The organism is Sphingobium sp. B2D3A, from assembly GCF_025961795.1.
Classification (GTDB): domain Bacteria; phylum Pseudomonadota; class Alphaproteobacteria; order Sphingomonadales; family Sphingomonadaceae; genus Sphingobium.
This window is the reverse complement of the sequence record NZ_JAOQOI010000001.1, coordinates 356,841-381,443: the sequence shown is the minus strand read 5'-3', so window position 1 is coordinate 381,443 and position 24,603 is coordinate 356,841. Positions and strand designations below refer to the sequence as shown.

At 64.6% G+C, this 24,603-nt stretch carries 24 protein-coding genes; 7 read left to right on the top strand and 17 right to left on the bottom strand.

Features of this window, described 5'->3' with window-relative positions; all coding sequences use genetic code 11:
- Positions 1–236: 236 nt before the first annotated feature.
- The gene (locus tag M2337_RS01650) at positions 237–1,676 is read right to left on the bottom strand and encodes a glutamine synthetase family protein (RefSeq protein ID WP_264571437.1); all 1,440 of its coding nucleotides are present in this window, start codon (positions 1,674–1,676) and stop codon (positions 237–239) included.
- Positions 1,673–3,001 carry an aromatic ring-hydroxylating dioxygenase subunit alpha gene (locus tag M2337_RS01645; protein WP_264571436.1) on the bottom strand — a complete coding sequence of 443 codons (1,329 nt, stop codon included), beginning with the start codon at positions 2,999–3,001 and terminating at the stop codon, positions 1,673–1,675. The genes M2337_RS01650 and M2337_RS01645 overlap by 4 nt, the downstream gene beginning before the upstream one ends.
- Before the next feature lie 191 nt (positions 3,002–3,192).
- Here M2337_RS01645 and M2337_RS01640 point away from each other — a divergent pair, with 191 nt between their 5' ends.
- Positions 3,193–3,780 carry a TIGR00730 family Rossman fold protein gene (locus M2337_RS01640; protein ID WP_264571435.1) on the top strand — a complete coding sequence of 196 codons (588 nt, stop codon included), beginning with the start codon at positions 3,193–3,195 and terminating at the stop codon, positions 3,778–3,780.
- A gap of 14 nt (positions 3,781–3,794) precedes the next feature.
- Here the strand turns inward: M2337_RS01640 and M2337_RS01635 are convergent, their stop codons facing one another.
- Genes M2337_RS01635 through M2337_RS01580 form a run of 12 tightly spaced genes read right to left on the bottom strand, consistent with a single transcriptional unit; the run spans position 3,795 to position 13,297 of the window.
- The gene (locus M2337_RS01635; RefSeq protein ID WP_264571434.1) at positions 3,795–4,364 is read right to left on the bottom strand and encodes a HupE/UreJ family protein; all 570 of its coding nucleotides are present in this window, start codon (positions 4,362–4,364) and stop codon (positions 3,795–3,797) included.
- Entirely contained in the window at positions 4,361–4,999 is a 639-nt protein-coding gene (ureG, locus tag M2337_RS01630) for an urease accessory protein UreG (protein ID WP_264572313.1), read from the bottom strand. The genes M2337_RS01635 and ureG overlap by 4 nt, the downstream gene beginning before the upstream one ends.
- 5 nt (positions 5,000–5,004) lie before the next feature.
- On the bottom strand, positions 5,005–5,778 hold the full coding sequence (locus tag M2337_RS01625) for an urease accessory protein UreF (RefSeq protein WP_264571433.1): 774 nt from the start codon (positions 5,776–5,778) through the stop codon (positions 5,005–5,007).
- Positions 5,693–6,211, bottom strand: a complete 519-nt coding sequence (locus M2337_RS01620) for an urease accessory protein UreE (RefSeq protein WP_264571432.1) — start codon at positions 6,209–6,211, stop codon at positions 5,693–5,695. The genes M2337_RS01625 and M2337_RS01620 overlap by 86 nt, the downstream gene beginning before the upstream one ends.
- A 17-nt stretch (positions 6,212–6,228) precedes the next feature.
- Entirely contained in the window at positions 6,229–7,938 is a 1,710-nt protein-coding gene (ureC, locus tag M2337_RS01615) for an urease subunit alpha (protein ID WP_264571431.1), read from the bottom strand.
- The gene (locus tag M2337_RS01610) at positions 7,938–8,246 is read right to left on the bottom strand and encodes an urease subunit beta (RefSeq protein WP_264572312.1); all 309 of its coding nucleotides are present in this window, start codon (positions 8,244–8,246) and stop codon (positions 7,938–7,940) included. The genes ureC and M2337_RS01610 overlap by 1 nt, the downstream gene beginning before the upstream one ends.
- A gap of 31 nt (positions 8,247–8,277) precedes the next feature.
- A complete protein-coding gene (locus M2337_RS01605; protein ID WP_181560798.1) occupies positions 8,278–8,580 on the bottom strand; it encodes an urease subunit gamma in 303 nt (100 codons plus the stop codon).
- Position 8,581: 1 nt separating this feature from the next.
- Positions 8,582–9,400 carry an urease accessory protein UreD gene (locus tag M2337_RS01600; RefSeq protein WP_264571430.1) on the bottom strand — a complete coding sequence of 273 codons (819 nt, stop codon included), beginning with the start codon at positions 9,398–9,400 and terminating at the stop codon, positions 8,582–8,584.
- A 2-nt stretch (positions 9,401–9,402) separates the two neighbouring features.
- Complete coding sequence (locus tag M2337_RS01595) at positions 9,403–10,860, bottom strand: aldehyde dehydrogenase family protein (RefSeq protein WP_264571429.1); 1,458 nt, start codon at positions 10,858–10,860, stop codon at positions 9,403–9,405.
- 4 nt (positions 10,861–10,864) lie between these two features.
- Positions 10,865–11,281 carry a DUF3830 family protein gene (locus M2337_RS01590; RefSeq protein WP_181560796.1) on the bottom strand — a complete coding sequence of 139 codons (417 nt, stop codon included), beginning with the start codon at positions 11,279–11,281 and terminating at the stop codon, positions 10,865–10,867.
- Between the two features lie 17 nt (positions 11,282–11,298).
- Complete coding sequence (metC, locus tag M2337_RS01585; RefSeq protein WP_264571428.1) at positions 11,299–12,495, bottom strand: cystathionine beta-lyase; 1,197 nt, start codon at positions 12,493–12,495, stop codon at positions 11,299–11,301.
- Positions 12,496–12,511: 16 nt separating this feature from the next.
- Positions 12,512–13,297 carry an SDR family NAD(P)-dependent oxidoreductase gene (locus M2337_RS01580; protein WP_264571427.1) on the bottom strand — a complete coding sequence of 262 codons (786 nt, stop codon included), beginning with the start codon at positions 13,295–13,297 and terminating at the stop codon, positions 12,512–12,514.
- A 159-nt stretch (positions 13,298–13,456) separates the two neighbouring features.
- Between M2337_RS01580 and M2337_RS01575 the strand changes: the two genes are divergently transcribed.
- Genes M2337_RS01575 through M2337_RS01565 form a run of 3 tightly spaced genes read left to right on the top strand, consistent with a single transcriptional unit; the run spans position 13,457 to position 18,226 of the window.
- Complete coding sequence (locus M2337_RS01575) at positions 13,457–14,467, top strand: isopenicillin N synthase family dioxygenase (protein ID WP_264571426.1); 1,011 nt, start codon at positions 13,457–13,459, stop codon at positions 14,465–14,467.
- Entirely contained in the window at positions 14,451–16,571 is a 2,121-nt protein-coding gene (locus M2337_RS01570) for a hydantoinase/oxoprolinase family protein (protein ID WP_264571425.1), read from the top strand. The genes M2337_RS01575 and M2337_RS01570 overlap by 17 nt, the downstream gene beginning before the upstream one ends.
- Positions 16,568–18,226 (top strand): hydantoinase B/oxoprolinase family protein, encoded by a 1,659-nt coding sequence (locus M2337_RS01565; protein WP_264571424.1) that lies wholly within the window; start codon positions 16,568–16,570, stop codon positions 18,224–18,226. Before M2337_RS01570 ends, M2337_RS01565 begins: the two co-directional genes overlap by 4 nt.
- A gap of 24 nt (positions 18,227–18,250) precedes the next feature.
- Here the strand turns inward: M2337_RS01565 and M2337_RS01560 are convergent, their stop codons facing one another.
- Positions 18,251–19,240, bottom strand: coding sequence for a LysR family transcriptional regulator (locus tag M2337_RS01560; protein WP_181560790.1), 990 nt, complete (start codon positions 19,238–19,240; stop codon positions 18,251–18,253).
- Between the two features lie 209 nt (positions 19,241–19,449).
- Here M2337_RS01560 and M2337_RS01555 point away from each other — a divergent pair, with 209 nt between their 5' ends.
- A complete protein-coding gene (locus M2337_RS01555) occupies positions 19,450–20,238 on the top strand; it encodes an SDR family NAD(P)-dependent oxidoreductase (protein ID WP_264571423.1) in 789 nt (262 codons plus the stop codon).
- A 25-nt stretch (positions 20,239–20,263) separates the two neighbouring features.
- A complete protein-coding gene (allB, locus tag M2337_RS01550) occupies positions 20,264–21,688 on the top strand; it encodes an allantoinase AllB (RefSeq protein WP_264571422.1) in 1,425 nt (474 codons plus the stop codon).
- Between the two features lie 134 nt (positions 21,689–21,822).
- Here the strand turns inward: allB and M2337_RS01545 are convergent, their stop codons facing one another.
- A complete protein-coding gene (locus M2337_RS01545) occupies positions 21,823–22,407 on the bottom strand; it encodes a YdeI/OmpD-associated family protein (protein ID WP_264571421.1) in 585 nt (194 codons plus the stop codon).
- 547 nt (positions 22,408–22,954) lie between these two features.
- Between M2337_RS01545 and M2337_RS01540 the strand changes: the two genes are divergently transcribed.
- Positions 22,955–23,398 carry a MarR family winged helix-turn-helix transcriptional regulator gene (locus M2337_RS01540; protein ID WP_264571420.1) on the top strand — a complete coding sequence of 148 codons (444 nt, stop codon included), beginning with the start codon at positions 22,955–22,957 and terminating at the stop codon, positions 23,396–23,398.
- 66 nt (positions 23,399–23,464) lie between these two features.
- Here the strand turns inward: M2337_RS01540 and M2337_RS01535 are convergent, their stop codons facing one another.
- Positions 23,465–24,559: an NADH:flavin oxidoreductase gene (locus M2337_RS01535; RefSeq protein ID WP_264571419.1), complete on the bottom strand. Its 1,095-nt coding sequence runs from the start codon at positions 24,557–24,559 to the stop codon at positions 23,465–23,467.
- Between the last annotated feature and the right edge of the window lie 44 nt (positions 24,560–24,603).

The following is a 24,603-nucleotide window of genomic DNA, read 5'->3' as shown; positions in this document are numbered from 1 at the left end:
TATCAAAGGACCAGCCCCTGCTCTGCGATGCTTCGATACGCGCCTGCGCCGATACTCGGATTCTACTCGGCACGAACGGTGAAGATCGGCAAGAGACCATTCCTGCGGGAACCCAGCTGTTTCCGCCTTTTGGTTTGTTTCGCAAACCCGGACGTGCATTGCGAGGAACGCTTTTCAGGCGACCTGTTTCACGCATAGACGGCAGGGATACCGTCCCGTCGATCCGCTTCCCCCTCTCAAAACAGGTCGAAATACTCGCGATGTTCCCAGTCCGTCACGGTCTGGTTGTAGCGGGCGACTTCGGCGCGTTTGATGAGGAGGAAGTGGTCGACGAAATCATTGCCGAAGGCGGCGCGCAGGAGGGGGTCTGTGTCCAGCCGGTCGAGCGCGGCGTCGAGCGTCTGGGGGAGTTTTTCGACCTGCGCAGCATAGGGTGAGTCCACCGGCGGGGGCAGGTCTATGCCGCCCTCGATTCCGGCAAGGCCGGTGACCATCTGCGAGGCGAGGTAGAGATAGGGATTGGCAGCGGGCTCGCCCACGCGGTTCTCGATACGGCGCAGCTTGGCGGCGCCTCTGGCGAGGACGCGCAGCATGGCGCCGCGATTGTCCTCCGCCCAGGCCACGCGATCGGGGGCGAGGCTGTTGGGCCGGTAGCGCTTGTAGCCATTGATGGTGGGCGTGGAGAAGGGCGCGGCCCCGGCTGCGCCGGCGAGCAGCCCGGCGAGGAATTGCTGGCCAACGCCGGAAAGGCCATCCGACCCGTCCGAGGGTGCGAAGGCATTCTCGCCGGTGCGGATATTGCGCAGCGACTGGTGGAGGTGCCAGCCGCTCGCCATCGCCTCGGGCAATTGGGGGCGACACATGAAGCTGACATGATAGCCATGGCGCCGGGCGATCTGCTTGGCGGCGCTGCGGAAAAGAATCATGTCGTCCGCCGGGCCAATGCCGGTGCCCGCCTTGAAGACGAACTCGCATTGGCTGGGGCCGAACTCCACTTCCAGTGAATGCAGCGGCAGGCCGAGCGCGAGGCAGTTTTCGCGCAGGATCTCGACGATTGGCTCGACCTGATCGTAACGCTGCTCGGTGAGATAGGCATAGCCCTGATGGAGCAACGAGACCTGCGGGGGGCGGCCGGGCTGGCCGGCATCACCCAGCGCGAGCGCCGCGTCTTCCAGCCGGGTGAGGTAGAATTCCACTTCGAGCCCGCTCACATAGTCAAAGCCGCGCGCCGCCAGCCGGTCCACCGCCGCGCGGGCGAGCCGGCGGGTGGAGGCGACGACCGGGCGACCATCATGATGATAGAGATCGCACAGCATCCAGCCGGTGCCGGGTGCCCAGGGCAGAACGCGGAAGGTGGCCGGATCGGGCACCATGATGACATCGCCGCCGCCCTGCAGATCGGCATCGCCAATCCCGGCGCCGGCCGCGAAAACCGGCACCACTGTACGGTGCGATGTATCCTTGAGCAGCAGCGTCGAGGTGATCGCGCAGCCATCCTCGAAGGCGCCCGCGAGGGAGCCGGCCAGCAACGTCTTGCCGCGCGTGATCCCGTGCATATCCGCAAAGACGAGGCGGACGGTATTGATCCCGTCGGCCTCGATGCGCTTGAGGACATCGGCGGCCTGGCGACGGGCTTCGTTGCTCCACAGGCCATGGGTGGCGATGAAGTCGCTCATTCTGCGGAAACAGGAGCCGGCTGGGAGGCCCAGGGTGCGGCATCGCGACGGCGGCGGTCCACCTCGAGCCAGTAGGCCTCAAGGTCCGCACCGGCGGGCGCGACGCCATCGACGGTGCCCGGATCACGCACCTGCTGCGCTTCCTCCGCTGTCAGATCGAGCAGGGGGCGCTCGCCCTTCTGCAGCTTGCCGATCTCGCGGATGAGCATGGTGCGATAGGCGACGATGCCCTTGTCCGTGGTGCCGAGATGCTCGCGGGTGCGATCCTGGATGCGGCCCATGGATTCCACCGCCCACTGGTCGTGCACGTTGATGTCCTCGCCCATGCCCGTATAGGTGCGGCTGCGCTGCTCCACCACGTCATAGCCATAGTCGTTCTGGCGATTGAGGCGGGGCTTGTAGTCCGGCAGCTCATAAAGCGTGAGCCGCTGCCGGCGCATCTCTTCCTTGTCCACCGCATCGGTGAAGCTGGTGAAGGCGGCGTACCAATAGCAACTGTGATCATCGATCGGCACATGCCATTGCGTGATCGTCATCGTCTCCGAAAGCGGGATGACGAAGGCCTGCGGAAAGAACAGGTTGGTGATGCGCACATGCGTCTTGCCCTCGGGCAGCGAGCGCAAGGCGGTGAGGCGGAAGCCGATATCCGTCTTGGTAATCGTGATGTCCGGGTTTTCGAACTCGCGCAGCACCTGGATCATGGTGAGGTCGCTGTCTGCCGAGCGGCCGCGGAACTGCTTGCCATAAGCGTCCGCCTCCTCATCCTCGAAGAAACGGTGGAGGAAGCTGGCATGAGCCGGGTCGACACCGACCTCCAGCGCCTGCAGCCAGTTGCAATCCAGATAGCCTTTGAAGGCAAAGACATGGCTGTCCGGCGCGGCGAAGCAATCCAGCCCGGGGAAGGCCGGCGCATCGCCCTCGCCCAGAAAGCCGAAGATCATACCGGCACGCTCGACCACCGGGTAGCTGCGCTGCTTGACGCGGCTGCACAGGCTGGAGCCGGCTGGCTCGCCAGGGGTCTGGATGCAATTGCCATCGACATCGAACAGCCAGCCATGGAACAGGCAGCGCAGGCCGCCATCTTCCAGCCGCCCGAAGGCGAGATCGGCGCCGCGATGCGGGCAATCGCGATCGAGCAGGCCGAGGCGACCCTGCTCGTCACGGAACAGCACCATGTCCTGCCCCAGCACCTTCACGGCCTTGGCCGGGCGGGGTCCCTCCAGTTCCTCCAGCAACGCGATGGGCTGCCAGTAGCGGCGCAGCAGCGCGCCGAGCGGCGTACCCTTGCCGCTCAGGGTGATGAGATCATTCTGTGCTGGTGTCATGCTTGGCTTCCCGTGGGTCGTCTGTGCGGTGCTGGTGCCCTGATCACGTCCGTTTTGCCTCAACCGCTCGCGCGCGCGTGTTGCCGACTGGCGCCCGCTGCGTTGCTGGAATCAGAACCCATCAGCGCTTGCCGTGACGGATTTCGAAACATAGGCTCGCGCATCGACCATTCGAACATGCGAGCACATCAATGAGCCAGCCAAAGCGCGACATCCGTACCGTTGCCGTCTTCTGCGGATCCAATCCGGGCCTTGGCGACACCTATGAACGCGCGGCGGCCGATCTGGGCGCAGCGCTGTCCCGACGGGGCATCGGGATCGTCTATGGCGGCACGCACAAGGGGTTGATGGGCATCCTGGCCGATGCTGCGCTGGCGGGCGGCGGCCATGTCCACGGCGTGATCAACCAGCGGCTGTTCGATCGGGGGCACCTGCACCCCAGTCTCTCCCTGCACGAGATTGTGGAATCTATGCGGGTGCGCAAGGAGCGTATGCTCAGCGTCGCGGATGCCTGTATCGCCCTGCCGGGCGGCATCGGGACGCTGGAGGAGTTCATGGAGGCCTGGACGCTCAACCAGCTTGGCGAGATCGACAAGCCGGTCGGCCTCTACAATGTCGGCGGCTTCCACGAGCCGTTCATGACCTTTATCGACACGATGATCGGGCAGAAATTCCTCCCGCCCGAGCATCGCAACGGCATCGTCGTCGAAGGCGAGCCGGACGCGCTGATCGACGCCCTCATCGCCTTCGAAAAGCCCGACGTGCCGAAGTGGCTCTGATCGCCTGAGCGCGATCAGGCCGCGAGCAGGAACACCGCGAAACCGGCGCCCACCGCACCCATCGCCCGCAAGGCCTGTGCGGGAACGCGGCTTCCGATCACCACGCCCAGCGCGTGCAGCGCGGCCGTCGCCGCGATAAAGCCGAACGCGAACGTGGCGACGTCCCCAGCCGGAGCCTCAAGACCGTGCGCCATGCCGTGCACAAAGCCGAAAGCACCCGTCACTGCCGCCGCGACAGCCCATGAGGCCTTCAGTCGAAGGGCCAGCGCCAGACCAAGCAGGAGGATGGAGAGCAGAATGCCGCCTTCGGCAAGGCCGGCTGGTTGGCCGAGCAGCGCATAGCCAAAGCCGATCACCATCGCGCCCACGAAGGCGGCAGGTGCGGCCCATTTCGCGCGGCCCGCCAACATGCCGCCCCACAGTCCGACCATGACCATCGCGACGAGGTGATCGGCGCCGGTGAGCGGATGCAGCAGGCCCGAGACCAGCGGACTGGCGACCTCATGGCCGGGATGTGCCTGTGCCGCCGCCGGCAGCATCAGCGCGATCATGGCGACGAGCGCCGTTTTGCAATGTCTGATCATCCGTTCAGCCCTCCATGTTCGATAATGAATGCCTCGATCTCCGCGACGCCCTGGCCCGCCCGCACATTAGCGAAGACGAACGGGCGCTGTCCGCGCATCTTGCGCGCATCCCGGTCCATCACCTCAAGGCTGGCACCGACATGGGGCGCGAGATCGATTTTGTTGATGACGAGCAGGTCCGAGCGGGTGATGCCCGGTCCGCCCTTGCGCGGGATCTTGTCGCCCGCCGACACGTCGATGACGTAGATCGTCAGGTCCGCCAGCTCGGGACTGAAGGTGGCGGCAAGATTGTCACCGCCGCTCTCGATCAGCACCAGTTGCAGGCCCGGGAAGCGCTTTTCCAGCGTGTCCACCGCCGCCAGGTTCATCGAAGCATCCTCGCGGATCGCGGTATGCGGGCAGCCCCCGGTCTCGACGCCAAGAATGCGTTCAGGCTCCAGCGAGCCGGCGCGGGTGAGGAACTCGGCATCCTCGCGCGTGTAGATGTCGTTGGTGATGGCGGCGATCCGATAGCGCTCGCGCAGCGATTTGCAGAGCGCGTCCATCAGCGCCGTCTTGCCCGAGCCAACCGGCCCGCCAATGCCGACGCGCAGGGCGCCGGTGGTCTGCGCCTGCATGGCGCCATCCTGTTCCATTGTCGTCATGTCCTGAACAGCCTCGTATATTGGGTTTCATGCGCCATGCAGCCGATCTCGGCGACGAGCGTGCAGCCGCGCAGGGCGAGGAAGGGATCGCCGTCGGGCAGAGCGATCACCTCTGCGGCCATTGCGCGGATCGGTCCGCGCAAGGCCAGCAAAGCCTGCTGGCCATCGGTCTGACCGAGCGGCACGAGCCGCTGGGCGGCGGAAACGAGATTGGCGGCGCAGCCATGGAGATAGGCCACAAGACCATGCCGCTCCGATATGCCCTGGCAGCCGAAGAGGCAGCCCGCCGCTACAGGATAGGCGAGCGCGCCATCCGGCACATGGGCGATCAGCGCTGCAAAGGCGGAAGGCTGCGTCGACTGAAGCGCGATGCGGCGAAAGGCCGCACCTTGCGCCGTGGTTTCCAGATGACGCTCGAAGCCGCTCTGGGCGGCAACCGCCAGTTCGGCCACTTCGGTCAGCCGTGCGACATCACCCGCCAGCGCGGCGCGAAGGGCGTGGAGGAAAAACACCGCCTCGTTGAACAGCGGGCCGTGCTCCAGTAAGTCGCCGATCCACGCCACCGTCTCGTCGCGGCTGGTGACATGCCCGGCCTCCACAGCCCACTCGATGCCGCCGGAATGTGCGAAGGCGCCGATGGGCCAGGCGGGCGACATCCAGCTCAGCAAATCGAAGAGCGCGCCGTCATCCATGGCGGTGATGATGGTGATGGTCGTGGTGGTGATCCCCGTGACTGTGATGATCGCGACCGTGATCGTGGGCGTGAGCATGGCCGGGCGCACCCTCATAGGCGCCACCTTCGGGATCGAACGCGGCTTCGACCGCCTGGCACGTGCCACCCAGCCCCTCGACCATATGGGCGATGACATGATCCTCGCGGATCAGCAGCCGTTCGCCATCGAGTTGGGTCGGCAGATGGCGGTTGCCCAGATGCCAGGCGATGCGCACCAGCGCGGGGAGGTCCGGGGCGGTGATGGCGGTGAGTCGCTCGGGCAGTGCCTTGACGGCGACAAGCGTGCCATCGTCCAGCAGCAGCCCATCGCCATGGCGCAGATGGACGACATTGGGCTGATCGAGCAGGATCGCGCGGCCAGCCTGCGTACGATAGACGATGCGGCGGCGGCGGCGCTGGTCATGATCGAGCAGCACCGTGTCGGTGGCGTCATGGCTGTGGCCGGGCTGGATGGCGGTGATACGGAGCATATTGCGTTCCGGCCCTTTCAATAGAGGAAGTAGCGTTGGGCGAGGGGCAACTCGTACGCAGGCTCGCAGGCCAGCAATTCGCCATCCGCCCGTACCTCATAGGTCTCGGGATTGACCTCGATATGCGGCAGGGCATCGTTGAGTTTCATATCGCGCTTGCCGATGCTGCGGGTGGCGCGCACCGCGCTCAACGTCCGCGAGAGACCGAGGCGTGCCGCAGGATCGGTGTCCAGTGAGGCGGCGCTCACGAAGGTGATGCAGCTTGCGGCCATGGCGCGGCCGTAGCTGCCGAACATCGGCCGGGCATGAACCGGCTGCGGCGTCGGGATCGACGCATTGGCATCGCCCATCATCGCATGGACGATCATGCCGCCCTTGATGACCAACTCTGGCTTGGCGCCGAAGAACGCCGGATGCCACAGCACCAGATCGGCCAGCTTGCCGACCTCGACCGAGCCGACCTCATGCGCGAGGCCCTGCGCCAGCGCAGGGTTGATGGTGTATTTGGCGACATAGCGCTTCGCCCGTGCGTTGTCCGCCTGCGCATCGTCGCCGGTAAGCGGACCGCGCTGGCGTTTCATCTTGTGCGCGGTCTGCCAGGTGCGGGTGATGACCTCGCCCACGCGGCCCATTGCCTGACTGTCCGACGAGATGATCGAAAGCGCGCCGAGGTCGTGCAGGATGTCCTCGGCCGCAATCGTCTCCTTGCGAATCCGGCTCTCGGCAAAGGCGAGATCCTCCGGGATCGACGGATCGAGATGATGGCACACCATCAGCATGTCGAGATGCTCGTCGATGGTGTTGACGGTGAAGGGCATGGTCGGGTTCGTTGACGACGGGATCACATGCGCCAGCCCGGCGAGGCGGATGATGTCCGGGGCGTGGCCGCCGCCTGCACCCTCGGTGTGGAAGGCGTGGATCGTGCGCCCGGCGAAGGCGGCGATCGTATCCTCCACGAATCCGCTCTCGTTAAGCGTGTCGGTGTGAATCATCACCTGAATGTCCATCGCATCTGCGACGCTCAGGCAGCAGTCGATGGCCGCAGGCGTGGTGCCCCAGTCCTCATGCAGCTTCAGTGCGCAGGCGCCGGCGCGGATCTGCTCAATGAGGCCATCGGGCTGGCTGGCATTGCCCTTGCCGGCAAAGCCGAGGTTCACCGGCAAGCCCTCGGCGGCCATCAGCATCCGCTCGATATGCCAGGGGCCGGGGGTGCAAGTGGTGGCGTTGGTGCCGGTCGCCGGGCCGGTGCCGCCGCCGATCATGGTGGTGACGCCGCTGGCGATAGCCTCCTCCACCTGCTGCGGGCAGATGAAGTGAATATGGGCATCGACGCCGCCAGCGGTGAGGATCTTGCCCTCACCTGCAATGATCTCCGTGCCAGGGCCGATGACGATATCGACGCCCGGCTGGATGTCCGGATTGCCGGCCTTGCCTATGGCGGCGATGCGCCCATCGCGCAGCGCAATGTCCGCCTTGTAGATGCCGGTCCAGTCCAGCACCACGGCATTGGTGATGACGGTATCGGCTGCCCCGGAAGCGCGGGTGACCTGGCTCTGGCCCATGCCATCGCGGATAACCTTGCCGCCGCCGAACTTTACCTCCTCGCCATAGGCGGTGAGGTCGTGTTCGATGCGGATGACAAGATCGGTATCGGCGAGGCGCAGGCGGTCGCCGGTGGTGGGGCCATACATGTCGGCATAGGCCGCGCGGGTCATGCGATATGCCATCAGTCCAGTGCTCCCATCACGTCCTGCCGAAAGCCGATGACCGTGCGCGCGCCGGCCACCGGCACCAGATCGACCTCCCGGCTCTGCCCGGGCTCGAAGCGCACCGCCGTGCCGGAGGGAATATCCAGCCGGTGCCCGCGCGCGGCAGCACGGTCGAAATCGAGCGCCGGATTGGTCTCGGCAAAATGATAATGGCTGCCGACCTGCACCGGCCGGTCGCCGGTGTTGGCGACGGTTAGCCGCAGCATGGGACGACCGGCATTCAGCTCCAATTCGCCATCGGCGGGGAGAAGTTCGCCGGGAATCATCTCGGCCGGCGCGCGGGGGTGGGCCGGGGCGTCAGCGGATCGGGTCATGGACTGTCACCAGTTTCGTGCCGTCGGGAAAAGTCGCTTCGATCTGCACATCAGGGATCATCTCGGCGATGCCCGGCATCACCTGCTCACGGGTGAGAACGTGCGCGCCGGCCTCCATGAGATCGGCGACGCTGCGGCCGTCCCGCGCGCCTTCCAGCACGAAGTCGCTGATCAGGGCGATGGCCTCGGGATAATTGAGCTTCACCCCGCGCTCCAGCCGCCGCCGCGCCACCATGGCAGCGACGGAGAGCAGCAGCTTGTCCTTCTCTCTGGGTGTCAATTGCATCTCAGCACCTCCACAGACCGGGCAGATCGGGCCGGCCCCGCAGCAATTTGAGCGATGCCGCCAGACAGCGACGCAGCGCCGGCGGATCCCGAGCGAGCAGTCGGACGGCAAGGATGCCGTTCCACAGGCTTGCGCCGGCCAGCACATCGGGATGATCCTCCAGCGCGGCCCGTACCGCATCGAGGCGGGTGAGCGCATCACCGCCAATGGCCAGCAGCACCGCGCTGGCAAGGGCGCCATTGCCCAACGCCGGGCGACTGAGCTGGGCAGCCGGCGCCTTGCCAAGGGCCAGAGCATCGGCATAGATCAGCGCGCCGCCGCGGCGGACCCGAACGCGATCGAGCAGCTGGCCCGTCGAGCACTGCTCGCCGCGTGCGAGGCGGCCGAACACGACGGATTCGCACCAGAGCAAAGCAGCGTCGGCCTCCAATGCGATGTCGGTCATGCGCTCCAGCCGGGCGCCATCGAACAGGATGGTTTCCTGCGGCAGCCACTCTGCGCTGGCGCGGGGACCGACATGAAGGCGCGTGGCAACGGTGCAGGCGGGGCCGGTGCTGCCATAGACCTTCTCGGCGGCCTGCGTGGTCAGCAGCGATGCGGTATCCTCGGCCCACGCCACGCGCTGGTCGATGCTGTCTCCGCCGCACAGGCCGCCGGATGTGTTAATGACCACCGCCTCGACTGCCGGGCCGCGCGGCACGCGCACACGCAGGCAGCCGCCCTCCTGCCGGCGGCGCAACACCGTCTTGCCGGCGCGTTGCTCGAAGCGCAGCGAAAGCGTCCCATGGCTACGAAGGTAGGAGGGGACGGCCTGCAGCACCGTCAGACCGCCGTATCGATCCAGACGGACTTGAGCTGGAAATGCTCCTCGACATGCTGGCGGCCATATTCCCGGCCCTGTCCGCTCGCCTTGACGCCCCCGGAGGGCACGGCAGGATCGATGCGGTTATAGCAGTTCACCCACACCGAGCCGGCTTTGAGCGCGCGCGACAGGCGATGCGCGCGCCCGACGCTGCTCGTCCACACACCCGCGCCAAGGCCGAATTGCGTGGCATTGGCGCGGGCGATGACCTCATCCTCGCTGTCGAAGGGGAGCGTGGCAAGGATGGGGCCGAAAATCTCCTCCCGCACCGCGCGCATCTCGTCATGCGCATCGACCAGCACCGTGGGTGGGAAGAAAAAGCCCTGATCATAATCCGCGCCGGAGAGTCGCGCGCCGCCGGACAGGGCCTGCGCGCCCTCGGCCAGCGCATCCTCCATATGCGCAGAAACCCGGCTTAGCTGCCGCGCCGACACGAGCGGGCCGAGATCGGTCTGCGGATCGAGGCCATCGCCGATCTTGAGGTCGGCCGCGATGCGCGCGACCTCGGCGGCGAACGCGCGATGCACCGGGCGCTCGACGAACAGCCTTGTGCCGGCGCTGCACACCTGGCCGGAATTGGCAAAGGCGGCACCGACTGCGGCCCGCGCTGCGGCTTCGAGATTGGCATCGGCAAAGACGATGTTGGGCGACTTGCCCCCCAGCTCCAGCGACAGGCGCTTGAGGTTGCCAGCCGAGGCGCGAATGATCTGCTGGCCGGTTTCGACCGAGCCGGTAAAGGCGATCTTGTCGACGCCCGGATGGGTGGCGAGGGCGGCGCCGGCCTCCGTGCCGAAGCCCGTGACCACATTGAACACGCCATCCGGAACGCCGGCTTCCAGCGCGAGCTCAGCAAGGCGCAGCGGTGCGAGGCTGGCATCTTCGGCCGGCTTGAGAACCAGCGTGCAGCCACTCGCGAGCACTGGACCAAGCTTGAGCACGGAAGCCCAGAGTGGGCCGTTCCAGGGGATGATCGCGCCGCAAACCCCGACCGGCTCCTTGACGGTACAGGCGAACAAGCCGGGATCGGAAGGGGCGTTGGTCGTACCTTCGATCGAACGGGCAATGCCGGCGAAATAGCGCAGCAGATCGACGAGCATCGCCACCGATCCGCGCGTGTGGCGGATGGGGGAGCCCATTTCCAGCGTGTCGAGCCGCGCGAAATGCTCGGCGTCGCGCTCAAGCAGGTCGGCGAGGCGCATCAATAACGCCTGTCGGTCGGCGGGAGAGAAGCGCGACCATGGCCCCTGCTCGAACGCCGCGCGCGCAGCAGCGACAGCGCGGTCGACATCCTGCGCCGTAGCGCGCGCGATATGAGCCAGCAGGCTGCCGTCGGCGGGGTTGATCGTCTCGAACGTCTCGCCGCCGCTCGCTTCCGTCCACTGGCCGTCGATCAGGAGCTTTTCGATGCGCGGCGCCATGCGATCAGCCCCTCACCCGGAAGCTGACGGATTGGGCGCCTTCCCACAAGACGGTGCGGCCGAGTTCGGGCAGATGCTCCAGTCCTTCGATGATCGTGAGGAAATGGATGCCCGCCAGCGGCCCCAGCTTGCTGGCAAAGGCCACGCCACCATAAGCGAGCAGGATCTCGCATTCGCTGTAGCCGCCGGGGTAGAAGATGAACTGGCCCGGCGCCGGATAGCGCGTCGGGTTCTCCCAGGGCAGATCGTATGTGGCATCGCCAAGCGGAATCCATACGCCCTCACCGCTCCAGCGGACGTGAATCAGCTTTTCGTCATAAGGCAGCATTGCCTTGAAGCGCGCGGCGGTTACGGGCGCCAGTTCTTCTTCCAGCTTGGCGACGAAGCTGAACGGGCCGGCGGTAATGTCGATCAGGGTCATGGGGTGTTCCATCAAAATCAGGCTGCGGCATGAAGCCGGGCGAAGCCGCGCTCAAGATCGGCGATGAGATCCTCGACCGCCTCGAGACCGACATGGATGCGCACAGCCGGGCCAGGCGCGGACCACTCGGTCGCCGAGCGCAGCGTGTTGGGATAGGTCGGCACCACGAGGCTCTCATAGCCGCCCCAGGAATAGCCGAGCTTGAAGAGATCCATATGGTCCATGAAAGCCGCGAACTGTGCCTCGCTGCATGCTTCCAGGACGAAGCCGAACAGGCCTGAAGCGCCGTCATAGTCGCGTTTCCAGATCGCATGACCGGGATCATCCGGGAGCGCGGGATGCATCACCCGGTGAACCTCCGGCCGAGCCTGCAGCCATTGCGCGATGGCAAGACCGGAGGCGTGATGCTGCTTCATCCGCAGTGGCAGGGTGCGCAGACCGCGCATGGCCATGTAGATATCGTCCGGCCCGCCGCAATAGCCCGAGGCAGAGGCCGTTTTCTTGACCGGAATGAAGGCCGCTTCGGTCGTCACGGCGATGCCGAGCATCAGATCGGAATGGCCGGAAATATATTTGGTCGCGGCGTTGATCGACACGTCCACGCCATGTTCGAGCGGCCGGAAATTGATCGGCGATCCCCAGGTATTGTCGAAGATCGTCCAGATGCCGCGCGCACGGCATTCTCTGGTAATGGCGGGCACATCCGTCATCTCGAAGGTGAGCGAGCCGGGGCTTTCCATATAGACGACGCGAGTGTTCGGCTGGAAGAGATCGACAATGCCGGCGCCGACGTCCGGACGGTAGTAGGTCACCTCGACCCCGAACTTGCGCAGAAAGCTTTCGCAGAAATCGCGCGCCGGGCCGTAGAGGCTGTCCACGATCAGCAGATGATCTCCAGCGGAGAGGAAGGCCGTGAGCGAAGCACAGATCGCGCCGAGGCCGCAACTCGTCGTGATGCCGCGATAGCCACCTTCCAGCAGGGTGATCGCATCCTCGAACGCGCGTGTGGTCGCGGTGCCCTCGCGTCCATAGGTGAAGCCCTCGAACGCGCCCGAAGCCCGGTCCCGCCGCGTTTCCAGCAGCGCATCCACGGACTCGAACAGGACCGTGGAGCAGTGGTAGACCGGCGGATTGACGACGCCAAAATTGGCTTCCGGATTGCGCCCGGCGTGCAGTGCCTGCGTATCGCGATGGAAGCCCTTGAGATCGGCCATGCTCTTGCTTTCCCCTTTAGATGACGGTGCCGGCATCCACGACGATGTCCTGCCCGGTGATCATGTTGCCTGCCGGCCCGACAAGATGGAAGAGCGCCGCTGCGACATCTTCCTCGGTGACGAGACGGCCCAGCACCGTGGTGGCGAGGAAGCGCTTGAGCGGCGCGTCCTCCGGCTCGCCATTGCGCTGCGCGGATTCACGGAACATGCGCGACAGGCGCTCGCCCTCCACGCCGCCCGGAGAGATGAGGTTGACCCGCACGCCATAAGGCGCGGCATCGAGCGCGGCGGATTTGACGAGGCCGCGCAGAGCCCATTTGGACGCCGAATATATGGCAAAGCCGGCGTTGCCCTTATGGCCATAGGTCCCGCCAATGGTGACCACGCGGCCCTCGCCTCGTTCCACCATGCTGGGCATCACGGCAGCCATGGCATTCATCACGCCCAGCACATTGATATCGAAGCAAGCGCGATAGTCTTCCGGTGTCGCCTCCCACACGGGACGGCGCGGCACGCCCACACCGGCCACGCAGACCAGAAGATCTATGGCGCCAAGTGGTGCGACGGCATCGCGCAAACCGGCTCCGTCGGAGACATCTGCCGCAACGGCCTGTGCATCGATGCCTTCCGCGGCGAGCGCGGCGACGGCCTTCGCTCCGGTGTCAGGATCGCGACCGACCAGAACCAGCTTTGCACCTTGCCGCCCCAGCGCCCGTGCCAGGCCAAGGCCGAGGCCACGCGTGCCGCCGGTCACCAGAGCGGTCTTTCCGGTCAGATCGGGGGCATTCTTCATGTTAGTCATTCGTGGCATCATCCGCAGGGGGACTTCTTTTACATGCCTACCGCAAATCGGCTGCGCGGGAAGTTGATCATTCGGCGACAGGCCCGTACCTAAAAAGCACCGCTAGCCCCATCCGCGTTGTCCTAAACGAGTCACGGACAGCCATTGGAGTGTTCAGATATGAGCCGTAGCGAAAGAAGCGAGGACGATATTGCAGCAGCAGCTGCCGTGTCGCTGGACGAGATTCCCATCGTGGATTTCGCGCCTTTCCTGTCCGGCGACCCGGCCGGTCGCAAGGCTGTCGCCGAAGAAATCGCCTTTGCCTGCGAGAATATCGGCTTCTTCTATCTGACTGGCCATGGTGTCCCGCAGGCGGTGATCGACGCCGTATTCAAAGCTGCTGCGGATTTCTTCGCAAAGCCCATGGCGGAGCGGGCTGAGGCATTCGCCACACCGGACTGGTATCGCGGTTACATACCCATGCCCCCGCAACAGCCGCTCTCCCGCAACACCCGCATGTTCGAGCAATATCGGATGCAGCATGAGTGGCCCGCCGATCCGGAAGACATGGAGCATGCGCGCATCTTCGATCAAATCAATCGCTGGCCCGCTGACATGCCGGAGTTCCAGGCGGCTGGTGAGACCTATCTCGATGCCATGGTGACCCTTGGCCGCGAGTTGCTGCGTGCCTTTGCGATCGGTCTGGGGCTGGACGAGCATCGGTTCGATGGCTGGTTCAAGCATCCACCCTCGCAGTTGAGCATGAACTATTATCCGGTGTTGCCGAACGCGGCGGACAGCGACGTGTCAAACATGATTTCGCACACCGACGAAGGGCCGTTCACGATCCTGGCGCAGGGCGAGGTCGGCGGCCTTGAGGTCAAGCGGCGCGACGGCGCATGGATTCAGGCGCCGCCGCTGCGTGGCGCGTTCACGATCAATGTGGGCGACATGATGATGTGGTGGTCGAACGGCCGCTTCATCTCCAACTATCACCGCGTGCGCAATCGCACGGATGTGGAGCGCTTTTCTGTGCCCTATTTCGCCAATCCCGACCGCAATGTGACGGTAGCGCCGCTGCCGGAACTCGTTGGCGCAGACGGCCCCAGCTACCAGCCGGTGCGCGTTGCCGATCACCTCGCCCGTTTCTACAGCCAGCTCTCCAAGAACCCCCATGACGTCTACAACTGAGGCTGCCTCCCCGGCCGCTGCGGGAATCGGCGCGAAGATCGGTGCCGATATCGGCGGAACCTTCACCGATGTCGTTCTGGAGGTTGGCGATCGTCGCCATTCGACCAAGCTGCTGACCACCTATGACGCGCCCGAGCGCGCTCTCCTCGACGGGGTGAGCCTGCTGCTGGATGAGGCCGGCATCGGGCCGGCGGACGTCTCGCTGGTCGTTCACGGAACGACGCTGGCGACCAACGCCCTGATCGAACGACGCGGTGTCAAACTTGCGCTGTTGACCACCGACGGGTTCCGCGACGTGCTGGCGCTGGGCACTGAAAGCCGCTTCGACCAATATGATATCGGCATGGAGAAGCCCGATCCGCTGGTGCCGCGCAAGTGGCGGCTCGGCGTGGCGGAGCGGATGGATGCGCTTGGCAACGTGCTGCTGCCGCTCGATGAAGAGGCCGTGCGCGCCGCCGCTGCCCAATTCCGCGCCGAGGGTGTGGAAAGCGTCGCCGTCGCGTTCCTGCACAGCTATGTGAACCCGGCGCACGAGCTGCGCGCGGCGGAAATTCTGCGCGATGAAATGCCGGGTGTGGCTCTCTCGCTCTCCAGCGAGGTCTCGCCGGAGATGCGCGAATATGAGCGCTTCTCCACCACCACGGCCAATGCCTATGTGCAGCCGCTGGTCGATGCCTATCTGCGCCGGCTGCAAACGCGTTTGACGGAGATGGGCTTTGCCTGCCCGCTCTACCTGATGCTGTCTTCCGGCGGCCTGACCACCGTGGACATCGCCGCGCGGTTTCCCGTGCGGCTGGTGGAGAGCGGCCCGGCGGGCGGCGCAATCTTCGCCGCGTCCGTGGCCAGCGAATGCGGTGAGGACCGCGTGCTGGCACTCGACGTGGGCGGCACGACCGCCAAGATCTGCCTCATCAACGATGGTGCGCCGCAGACATCGCAGGTGTTCGAGGTCGGACGCGCCCACCGCTTCCGCAAGGGAAGCGGCTTGCCGTTGCGCATCCCCGTAGTGGAAATGGTCGAGATCGGTGCCGGCGGTGGATCAATTGCCGCGGTGGATAGCGCCGGGCGCCTGACGGTAGGGCCGCATAGCGCGGGATCGGAGCCCGGCCCGGCCGCTTATGGACGTGGCGGCGAGCGCCCGACCGTGACCGACGCGGATATCACGCTCGGCCGCATCGACCCCAGCCGCTTTGCCGGCGGCAAGGTAACGCTGCACCCCGAAAAATCGAACGCCGCGCTGGCCGGCCTCGGCCTGTGGGATGGCAAGGCGGAGACGCTGGCAGTCGGCGTCAGCGAGATTGTCGATGAGACAATGGCGAGCGCAGCGCGTGTCCACGCCGTCGAGCAGGGCATGACGCTGGACGAGCGCACGCTGATCGCCTTCGGCGGCGCTGCGCCGCTCCATGCGGTGAGCTTTGCCGAAAAGCTCGGCATCGGGCGCGTGATCATCCCGTCGGGCGCCGGCGTCGGATCGGCGGTCGGCTTCCTGCGCGCGCCGGTTTCCTATGAGATTGCCCGCAGCCTCACCATGCGGCTCGATCAGGCCGATCTGACCCGCCTCAATGCTCTGCTGGACGAAATGGCCGCCGAAGCGCGCGGCCTCGTCAGCGCCGGCGCGACCGGAGCGGACCAGAGCGAACGCCGCGTCTGCTTCGCCCGCTATCAGGGGCAGGGCTATGAGATCCCGTTCGAGATTCCGGCCCGCCGGCTCGGCGAGGCGGACATCGCCGTCCTCCAAGCTGGCTTCGAGCAGGCTTATCGCGCGCAATATGGCGGCATGGTGCTCGACCTTCCCATCGAAATGCTGACCTGGCGCGTCAATGTGAGCGCGAGCGGCTTCCGCGCGGAAGCATCCGGCACGGCGGTCGCAACCCGCACTGCCACGCCGGTCGGCAGCCGGCGCGTGGTCGATCCCACCAGCGGTCAGGCGATGGATTTCGCGCTCTACGCCCGAGAGACGATGCAGCCCGGCGAGCGGTTCTCCGGCCCGGCGCTGGTCGCCGAGCGTGAGACGACCACCGTGGTCTCGCCCCGTTTCGACGGGCAAATGGACGAGCGCGGCTATCTGGTGCTGACGCGCCGCGAGACAGGAGACGCCCGATGAGCGATGCGCTGACCGAACTGCGGATGCAGGTGATCTGGACGCGGCTGATCTCCATTGTCGAAGAGCAGGCCCAGACGCTGATGCGCACAGCCTTCTCGACCACGGTGCGCGATGCCGGCGATCTTTCCGCCGCGCTGTTCGATCTGGACGGACGACTGGTGGCAGAAGCGGTCACGGGCACGCCAGGGCATGTGAACTCCATGGCCGAAGGCGTGCGGCACTTCCTTGCCAAATTCCCGGTCGCGACGATGAAGCAGGGCGACCATTTCATCACCAACGATCCCTGGCTGACGGCGGGACATCTCCACGACGTCACCGTGGTCTCCCCGGCTTTCCATGAGGGGCGGGTCGTTGGCCTGTTCGGCGTGTGCTGCCATCAGGTCGATATCGGCGGCCTTGGGCAGGGGCCGGATGGCCGCTCGATCTACGAGGAAGGCTTGCAGATTCCGTTGATGAAGCTGGCCGACGCGGGGCGTATCAACCAGGATCTCATCGACATTCTCTGCCAGAATGTGCGGATGCCGCTGCAGGTGAAGGGCGACGTGCTCTCCTACATCACTAGCAACGAGGCTGCCGCCCGTCGCCTGAGCGCCATGCTCGGGGAATTCGGCATGGCGGATCTTTCACAGGTCGCGGACTACATCATCGAGCGCTCGCTGGCGGCGACGCGCGCGGAAATCGCCAAGCTGCCGGATGGCCAGTGGTCCAGCACGCTGGTGATCGATGGCTATGATGCGCCGGTGACCATCGTCGGGACGCTCACCATCGATGGCGACACCCTCTCGATGGATTATGAGGGCACGGACGGCTGCCTGCCGCGTGGCATCAACGTCGTGCTGAATTATTGCCGTGCTTACACCGTGTTCGGCCTGCGCTGCGTGATCTCGCCGGAAGTGCCGAACAATTTCGGCGCGCTGGAGCCGTTTGAGGTCACCGCACCGGAAGGCTCCATCCTCAATGTCCAGCGCCCCTGGCCGGTCGCGGCGCGGCATGTCATCGGGCAGATGCTGCCGGATGTGGTGTTCGGTTGCCTCTCGCAGGCCATCCCCGACCGGGTGCCGGCCGAGGGCTCGTCCTGTTTGTGGTCCGTGCAATTGCGAGGTCGGCTGCCGGCGGAAGGCAATGGCCGACAGGGCGATCCATTTGATGCGATCTTCTTCAATTCCGGCGGCTCTGGCGCGCGACCCGGGCAGGATGGCCTCTCTGGCACTGCCTTCCCCAGCGGTGTACGCGCCATGCCGGTCGAGGTGACCGAGAGCGGTGCGCCCATCGTCATCTGGCGCAAGGAATTGCGCACCGATAGCGGCGGGGCCGGCGCGTTGCGGGGCGGCCTGGGGCAGACCGTGGAAGTCGGGATGCGCGATGGCAGCAGCTTTGAGGTGCTGGCGATGTTCGAACGGGTTGACCGCCCGGCCAGGGGCCGCGATGGCGGGCATGACGGCGCGGCGGGCACGGTGTCGACCTCCGGCGGCAAAATGATGCGCGCCAAAGGCCTGCAGGCGATACCCGCCGGCGAGCGGCTGGTTCTGCAGATCCCCGGCGGCGCGGGCCTGGGCGACCCAGCCCAGCGCAGGCCGGACAGCGTCCGTGCCGACCTGGATGAAGGCATGATTTCCCGCGAGAGCGCGAAGGCGATCTACGGCCAGGCCCTCTAGTAACGGCCTGGTCGGCCATGCCGGTCAGGCGTCGAGCGTGAACCCGTGGGCGGCATCGTCATCGTCCTCATCCATGGACCATTCCGCCGCCCCCGGCAGGGTCGGCAGGGAACGGCATTCATGGAGATCGCGCGCCATCTGCTCGGCAAACTTCGCAGCGACCAATGGCAACGGGCGGCCCTTGAGCTGCCCCAGCACCAGCGGCCCGTAGGTCCGGTCGATGTCGCTGATCCGGCGCACCGCGAACCGGGGATCATGGCGCCAGACATCGGCACCAATGTCGATTTGAAAGGTGATGAGATCGCCGCCGGCAACCAGTTCGCCCAGAAAGTCGAAGCTGTTGGCTTCCACCGCTACATTGAGCTTGGCCGAGCTTGAGAGCAGCCGGTTCTCGACGATTTCGCGCCCGCCAAAGGCCATGTCCGGCATGGCGACGTCATATTCTGCGCATTGCCGTAGACGCAGCACCTCATGCTGGGCGAGCGGATGGTCCGCCGCCATGACGGCCACCAAGCCCTGACCGATCGACATGATCGGGTGAAGCTCCGACGAGCGAAGCGGACGGAAGATCAGCACGATATCCATTTCATAATCGATCAACGCGCGCACCGCCGTGCTGTGATCGGTCACAGAGAGCTTGAACTTCACATTGGGATGCTTTTCGCGAAAGCTGACGATGTGACGCAGGACGAAGCTGCGGGCGACTGCCTGGCTGCAGGCAATGCGCACCTCGCCCCGCTGCAAACCTTCCAGCTCCTCGATCTGCGAGTAGACGCGCCGCAATTCGGAGGTCTGCATCCGTATCCAGCTGATCAGCACTTCGCCGGCGGCAGTGAGGCGGACGCCAGAGGTGTGTCGCTCGAAAATAACGGCGTTCAGGTCATGCTCGACGTCCTGAATGCGGCGGAGCAGGGCGGAGGGCGTCACGTTCAACCGCTCGGCCGCCTGACGGACCGAACCCACGCGCGCGACCTCATCGATATACTGCCAGATCCTCTGGTTGCGTAGCGCCATCAGCGACTCCGTTCGATTTTCGGCTACACCATGCCCCTGGTTTAGCACCACTTGGTCACCGGCACATCCCTTATGCACCGATGTATCGAATATCGTCTTTGAAGTCGGCTTCGGTCGAAACGCACCTCTTTAAAGTCGAATCGAATATCAGAAGTCAATATCAATTTTTATTCTGGTCTATTTTCGAACAATAACGTCACGGGCGGGCAATGAATCTCGATCTCGATAGTAAAGTTGTGATGATTACAGGCGCCGGGAAAGGTATGGGTCCTGCAATTTCACAGGCCTTTTCTAGTGAAGGCGCCAAGATCGTCATCCTTGGCCGTGATATGACCGCGCTGGAGACCCTGAAGGAAGAGATCGGCCCGAAGGCCTCCGTCACCGTCATCCGCTGTGACGTCACCAGCGCCTCCGACTGCGAGGCCGCGGTAAGCCAGGCCGAGACGGCGCATGGTCGTGTCGATGTGCTGGTCAACGTCGCTGGCGGCACAGGGCCGGTCGGCGACACCGCCTGGGAGACCACGCCGGAAGGTTTCGATGAAATCATCAAGCTCAACATGGGCGGCTGCTTTTTGATGATGAAGGCCGTCCTGCCCGGCATGATCGCGCGGCGTTATGGCAAGATCGTGAATGTCGGCGGCACCTTCGGCATGCATGGACGCGCCGGCCGCATGGCCTATTCCGCCTCCAAATGGGGTTTGCGCGGCATCACCAAGTCGACGGCGATCGAGGCTGGGCCTTACAATATCAACGTGAATATCGTCGCGCCCGGCATGGTTGATGGTCCGCGCTTCCGCACCAAGGTGATGCCGGGTATGGCCGAGGCAGCCGGGCGCAGCGAAGAGGAAATCATCGCCGAGCACGCTGCCGAATATGCGCTGCGCCGCATCAGCAGCGCGCAGGACGTGGCCAATGCCTGCCTGTTCCTCGCCTCCGACGTTTCGCGCCAGATCACCGGCATCGACCTGCCCGTCGATGGTGGCTGGGCCGCTCTCTGATCCTCTCATAACCATGGAACCCGCCATGAAAGCCGATATCGTCATCAACGGCGCCACAATCGTCACCGACAGCGCCATGTTCCCCGCCTCGATCGCGATCAAGGACGGCCTCATCCTGGCCATCGGAGCGCAGGAGGCGATGCCCGAGGCCGCCGAGGTGGTCGACGCGACCGGCAAGCACATTCTCCCCGGCGCCATCGACGCGCATGTGCATTTCCGCGATCCCGGCTACACGCACAAGGAAACCTGGGAGACCGGTACGGCCAGTGCTGCGATGGGCGGCGTCACGACCGTGTTCGAGATGCCCAACACCAATCCGCCGACGGGCACGGTGGAAGCACTCAACATGAAGCTGGAATCGGCCAAGAAGGCCTATGTCGACTTCGGCATCTACGGCCTGCTCGGCGAGGATAATCTCGATCAGCTCGAGGCGCTGATCGAGGGCGGCGTCGCCGGCTTCAAATGCTTCATGGGCAACACCTTCGGCAACCTCCCATCCCCGCCGAGCGGTGCGATCCTCGAAGGGTTTGAGATCGTCGCAAAGCACGGCTATCGCGTGGCGCTGCACGCCGAGAATGCCTCGATCATGGCGCGTCGCTCGAAGAAGCTGCGCGAGCAGGATTGCTGCGACCCGCTGGCGCATCTCGACGCCCGCCCGCCCGTCGTCGCGGTGGAAGCGGTCTCGCGAGCGGCCATTCTCGCGGAATGGACCGGAGCGCGCATCCACATCCTGCACGTCTCATCCGGCGACGAACTGCGTCCGCTGCGCGAGGCGAAAGCCCGCGGTGTCGACATCACGGCCGAGACCTGCCCCCATTATCTGCTGCTCGACGAGCGCGCTTATACCGAGAAGAAGTCGCTCATCCGCGTCAATCCGCCGGTGCGCGAGAAGGTCCATCAAGAGCAGCTCTGGCAGGGCGTTGCGGACGGCACGATCGACATGATCGCCACCGACCATGCGCCGCACAGCCATGCAGAAAAGCATAATGATGACATCTGGAGGGCCGACTGCGGCTTTACCGGTGTGCAGACACAGATGCCGCTGATGCTCACCCAGATCGCCAATGGTCGGATGACGCTGACGCAATATGTCCGCATGACCTCGCTGGCGCCAGCAAAGGCATTCGGCCTCTATCCGCGCAAAGGCGCCTTGCTGCCGGGCTCCGATGCGGACATCGTCGTCGTCGACATGGAGAAGGCGGTCAAGGTCGACTCCGCGTTGCTCAAGTCCAAGGGCTCCTCGACGCCCTTCCAGGGTTACGAGACCAAGGGTGCCCCGATCCATACATTGGTGCGCGGACGCTTCGTGATGCGTGACGGAGAGTTGGTGACGAGCGCGATGGGCCACGGCCTCAACGTGCGGCGCATCCAGCAAATGCCTGCGCCGACACCGCGCAATACCCACACTACGACCAAGGCCATTCTCGAAAAGCGAGGCAAGCGTTACTGATATAGGGCGCCTGGCGCGGCGAGCGTGACACCCGGTTCATAGCGGCGTGCTGTATTTTACATGAGGTCGGTTCAACAGCCGACCTTTGCGGTCCGATTTCTGCCCACCAAAGCTTGCCGTGTGCAGCCGGCAAGCTATCCATAAATTGTCTCACCACGTTCCAGCATGGCGATGAATTCTGCGATTTTGCGCATACGCGTTTGTGCCCGCTTAGCCGTGCTGATTCTATAGAGGATGGCGTAGCGGTTCGCGCCCGCGAGCGTCGCGAAAAAGGCAGCAGCCTTCGTGTTCGCGTTGAGAGCGTCTTGCAGGTCGGGCGGCACCTCAGCCTTGCTGGCAGAGGCATAGGCGGCATCCCATCGTCCGTCGGCTCTCGCCGCTTCTACTTCTTCTATCCCGCGCGCAGCCATGAGGCCGTCCGCGATGAGGCTAAGTGCACGTGTTCGATTTGCCTGAGACCATTTGCTCCGAGGCTTGCGCGGCGTGAAACGGATCAGCCAACTGTGCTCGTCATACTTATCCAGTTGTCCGTCGATCCAACCGTGGCAGATGGCGGTGTCGATCGCTTCTGCCTTGGTTAAGGTGACAAGGCTCGACTTCCGCTTCGCAAACCGAAGCCACGCACCCTTGGCATCGGCTCCCTGACGCGACAGCCACTCGGCGAAATGCGTATCGGTTTCGAAAAGAAGGATTTGAAGACCGGATTTGGTACCACTCATATCACTATCCTAGGGTCCCACGAGTCGACTGAACAGGGTATGGGGTCGGCGGGAGAGCGCCACATGTGGAAACTACGCACCGGCGTTCATACGCCTTGTTCTGGACAAGGGGATGACTGGCACGCCTAGAACGCGCTTTAACCTCGTAGAGAAATTGCGCGCGCGTCACCGCCCAGATCCAGCGCCACGGACGTGATAGGCTCGCCCGCCGCCAGCTTGGAAGGCGGAACGGAAAGGCGCCTGTTGGCGACGCTGCGTGAAATTCATGCCGGCTTCCCGCCGAACGATGCGCCTAAATCGGAGTCTGGTCATGCCAAGGGCGTCGGGCCATTCCTCATGGTCGCGGTCATGCAGCATATCAAACATTAGCTCAGCAGCGCGGTTCTCGACATCAGCTCAGCAGCCGACGATGTTTGATGCTCGGGCCTTGAGGTCTGGCGGCCACCCCGGTCATGTACTATTGTTCTCATTATCATTGGCTGGAACGTTACGATATATTTGCCGCCCTCGATGATTCCATCCAACTTCATCAATTCCGGGATAATATGTGAGCAAGCCTCCTAAATTGCCGAAGTACGAGCAGACGCTTTCAGCAGTTCTGTTGAGCGCCAAGGAAGCCGTGATACTGCCGATGCGGCCGAAGATGCGGGAGCATGACATTACCGAGCCGCAATGTCGGGTCATGCGGGTCATTAACGATCACGGCCCCACGGATGCAAGCCGGGTCGCTGAAATTGGTCAGCTGCACAAGCCCAGCGTCACTCGCATCCTGAAGGAGCTTGAGGCGCGCAATCTTGTGGCGCGCGAGACGGACAATCGGCGCCGCGTTCTGGTGGCTCTCACGCCCGACGGGCATGAACTTGTCAAGACGCTGACCTATGATGTCAGGCGGGTGATGGCGGAATATGCCGAGCGCTTTGGAGCGGAAAGGCTTGAGCGTCTCATCAACGAACTTCGGGCGTTGACCGCGACGATCAGTGGCGTCGAGTAGCCCCTTGCAATGGCTCACCCGAAGCGATCCGCCCACGGTTTGGCGGATCGCTCCCGGCGTGCTGACTTAACGCAGCTGAAGAATGGCCTCGCGGGTGAACGGGGTAATCTCGCCGAACCGTCCCTCGCGGACTTTTTCTGAGATTTGCGGTTCGCTCAGGATCGCCCGGCCGATGGCCACAAGGTCGAACTCATCGCGCTCGAGGCGCTCGACCAGTTCCCGCAAAGTCGCCACGCCGGCCTCGGCAGTGTCCCCGTAGAAACTCTCTTCCAGCCCGATCGACCCGACCGTGATGCTGGGCTTGCCTGTCGCCTTTTTGGCCCATCCCGCCAGATTGAGATCGCTGCCGGGAAACGCTGGCGCGGTAAAATTGCGCTGGGAGCAATGGAAGATATCGACGCCTGCATCCGCGAGCGGCCCGAGCCAGTCCGTGACCTCGAACGGGCTGGAGACCAGCAGCGTGTCATAATCCTGGATCTTGTACTGAGAGACGCGCATGCCGAGCGGCATATCTGCAGGAATAGCCGAGCGGACGGCCTGGACGATCTCCACGGCAAAGCGCGCGCGTTCGGCCAGCGTGGGGCCACCCCAACGATCGTCCCGGCGGTTGGTGCCGGCCCAGAAGAACTGGTCGATCAGATAGCCATGCGCGGCATGCAGCTCGATGCCGTCGAAGCCGACGGCCTTTGCATCCGCGGCGGCGCGCGCGAAAGAGGCGATCGTATCGGCGATGTCGGACTCGGTCATCGCGTGGCCGAGCGGCTGGTCTGGCGCGGTGAGGCCGGAAGGCCCCTCGAAATTGTTCGGCCAGTCGGGCGCGCGTGGGTCCGGCAGGGCGCCGACATGCCACAACTGGCTCCACATCCGCCCGCCTGCGTCATGCACTTCTGCCAGCACTTTGCGCCAGCCCGCCAGCCCATCACCGTGAATGCTGGGAAGGTCGGCATTGTTACGCGAAAGGGGGCGATCGATGACCGTCCCCTCGCTGATCAGAAGACCTGTTCCGCCTTCCGCGCGCCGCCGATAATAGGCTGCGACCTCATCGGTCGGGATGCCACCGGGGCTTTTGGCGCGGGTCATCGGCGCCATGACCAGACGATTGGGCAGGGTCAGCCCGTTCACCTGCAAGGGCGCATAAAGAGGCGAAACATCAACGGTCATTCTTCAACTCCAGTTTGCCATCGACGCGATGGCTCGGAACAATG